Annotated in this window: 2 protein-coding genes; both read right to left on the bottom strand. The window is 64.2% G+C overall.

Translation table 11 applies throughout. The features are described 5' to 3' along the window. Positions 1 to 1,914, bottom strand: a 1,914-nt coding sequence (locus tag ABYB95_RS20065; RefSeq protein WP_372660998.1) for a molybdopterin-dependent oxidoreductase, incomplete at its 3' end; no start/stop codon positions are given. Between the two features lie 160 nt (positions 1,915 to 2,074). Then, the coding region (locus ABYB95_RS20060; RefSeq protein WP_372660996.1) for an antiporter at positions 2,075 to 3,250 on the bottom strand (1,176 nt) is incomplete at its 5' end.

Below are 3,250 nucleotides of genomic sequence, written 5' to 3'. Positions count from 1 at the left end.
GCTGGTCGAGTTCTGCTGGCGCGGCGGACGGATCCAGTCGAGTGCGAACGCCAGCGCGGTCCAGCCGGTCTGCGGGCGCAGCTTCTCCTGGCCCACGTAGTGCGCCCAGCCGCCGCCGCTCTGGCCGATGCAGCCGCACATCATCAACATGTTGATGATGCCGCGGGAGTTCATGTCGCTGTGGTACCAGTGGTTCATGGCCGCGCCGATGATGATCATCGACTTGCCCCGGGTCTTGTCGGCGTTGTCGGCGAACTGGCGTGCCACGGCAATCACCTGGTCGCGCTGGACGCCGGTGATCTTTTCTTGCCAGGCCGGCGTGTACGGCGTGTCGTCGTCGTAGCTGCTGGCCACGCCGGTGATTTCGCCGGAGCTGCCCCCCTCGCCCGGCAGGCCGCGTGCCACACCGTAGTTGGCCACCGTCAGGTCAAACACCGTGGCCACCAGGGCGTAACGTTCTTCGCCGGCCTTGCCCAGTTTGATGCGGCGCATCGGCACCATGCGCACCAGCACGTCGCCGGTGGCGCTGGCTTGTTCGTTGGCCGTGAAGTTCGGTGTGGCGATGCCGCCAAAGTAGGGGAAGCCCACCTTGCCCACGTCGTAGTCGGGCTGCGCCCCTTCCATCAGGCTCAGTTTGAGTTTGACCTCGCTGCCGTGGCGCGCCTCCTTGTTTTCAAGGTTCCACTTGCCCACGTCTGCGCGCCCTTCGGCGCCCCAGCGGAAACCGATGGAGCCGTTGGGCAAGACGATCTTGTCGCTCTCGTCCATGGCCACGGTCTTCCAGTCGGCGTTGTTGTCCTGCCCGAGCTGGCCGTTGAAATCGCTGGCGCGCAGGTAGCGGCCCGGCACCAACACCTTGCGGCCATCGGGCAATATGCGTTCTTCGAGCTGCACCAGGTTGGGCAGGTCGGTGTAGCGGCGCACATAGTCGTCGAAGTAGCTGCTGCGCTTGTCAAAGTAGAACTCTTTGAGGATCACATGGCCCATGGCCATGGCCACGGCGGCGTCGGTGCCCTGCTTGGGGTGCATCCAGAGATCGCAGAGTTTGCTGATCTCGGCGTAGTCGGGCGTGATCGCCACGGTCTTGGCGCCCTTGTAGCGCACCTCGGTGAAGAAGTGGGCGTCGGGCGTGCGGGTCTGGGGCACGTTGGAGCCCCAGGCGATGATGAAGCTGGAGTTGTACCAGTCGGCCGATTCGGGCACATCGGTCTGCTCGCCCCAGACTTGCGGGCTGGCGGGCGGCAGGTCGCAATACCAGTCGTAAAAGCTCATGCACACGCCACCGATCAACGACAGGTAACGCGAGCCGGCGGCGTAGCTCACCATGGACATGGCGGGAATGGGCGAGAAGCCGATCACGCGGTCGGGGCCGTACTTCTTGGCCGTGTAGACGTTGGCGCTGGCGATCATCTGGTTGACCTCGTCCCAGCTGCTGCGCACAAAACCGCCCATGCCGCGCAGTTGCTGCCATTCCTTGCGCGCCTCGGTGTTCTCCACCACGGCGGCCCAGGCGTCCACCGGCGACTTCGCAATGGCGAGCGCGGCGCGCCAGTGCTTGAGCAAGCGGCCCCGCACCATGGGGTACTTGACGCGGTTGGCGCTGTACAGGTACCAGGAGTAGGACGCGCCGCGCGCACAACCCCTGGGCTCGTGGTTGGGCAGGTCGGGGCGGGTGCGTGGGTAATCCGTCTGCTGGGTTTCCCAGGTGACGATGCCGCCCTTCACATACACCTTCCACGAGCAAGAGCCGGTGCAGTTCACGCCGTGCGTGCTGCGCACAATCTTGTCGTGCGCCCAACGGTCGCGGTAAGCGTCTTCCCAGGTGCGGTCTTCACCGGTGGTGACACCGTGGTCCCCCGAGAAGGATTCCTGCGGTGCGGAAAAGTGGGTCAAGCGGTCGAGAAAATGGCTCATGAGGCTCTCCGGAAAAATGGGGGTGCGACTGCAACCCATACAAGCGCAACGTGCGAAGGGGATAGATCCAAGGACACCGCCGGGCTGGCTTTGCCAGACGGCTGGTGTCGCCCCCCTCCCAGGGGGGTGGCGCCGAAGGCGACGCGGGGGGTAGTCATGGCTAGGGGTTCTTGATCTCCGCACCGGCGCGCAGATAGAACCACCAGTTCAGGATCAGGCACAGGGCGTAAAAAATGGCGAAGCCGTACATGGCGTTTTCTGGCGAACCGGCCTTGATCTGCTGGCCGATCACCACCGGCGCGATGAAGGCGCCGTAGGCGGCCACGGCAGAGGTCCAGCCCAGCACCGGGCCGGCTTGCTGGCGGTCAAAGATGACGCCGATGGTGCGAAAGGTCGAGCCGTTGCCGATGCCGCTGGCCGCGAACAACACGATGAAGAGCGCGAGGAAGGCGAAGAAATACGTTTCTGGCGTGGTCGAGTGGTAGGCCTGCTGCATCACGTAGCCCACGGCCACCCCGGCGACCACCATCGCCGCGCACACCCACTGGGTGACGATGGAGCCGCCGACCTTGTCGGAAATCCAGCCGCCAACGGGTCGTATCGCGGCGCCCACGAAGGGGCCGATCCAGGCGTAGGCCAGCACGGCCGGGCCGTTCGGATTGACCAGGCTGTGTTGCATGACCCCGTTGGCATCGGGCACGTGGCTGATGCCGAAGATCACCTTCATGGCCAGCGGCAGCGCCATCGAAAAGCCGATGAAGGAGCCGAAGGTGACGATGTACAGAATGGTCAGGGACCAGGTGTGCTGGTTGCTGAAGATGGCGAACTGCTTGGCGACGTTGTCCTTCATCGCACCAAACGCGGTGATCTTCATCACCATCAGCGTGCTCACGATGATCAGCGGCATGGCGAGCCACATGTTCAACAGACCGAGGCCGCTGGGAGCGGGCAGGTAGAGATACAAACCCAGGCCGGCCGGAATGAACGACAGCGTGTAGAGCCAGATGATTTTCAGAAACGCCGCGATCGGGCCGCCGGTATCGGGCGAGACGGTCTTGAGGTTGTTCATGCCCAACCAGCACAGGATCGACAGCGGCACCAGCGACAACACCCAGGCAAAGCCCGCGTTCTGGATCCAGGTGGGTGTGCCGGGTGGAATGGCGCCGAAAATCCAGCCGCTTTCCTTTTGCAGCGTCATCGACTCACCGCCGAGCGCGCCGAGCAAAGGCACGGTCATCACCAGCGGGATCACGATCTGCATCGTGGTCACGCCGAAGTTGCCCAGACCCGCGTTCAGGCCCAGGCCGGTCCCTTGCAGGCGCTTGGGGAAGAAGGT

Source organism: Hydrogenophaga sp., from assembly GCF_041633695.1.
Lineage (GTDB): Bacteria > Pseudomonadota > Gammaproteobacteria > Burkholderiales > Burkholderiaceae_C > Hydrogenophaga.
The sequence above is the reverse complement of the archived record's forward strand: the minus strand, read 5'-3'. Positions and strand labels throughout refer to the sequence as shown.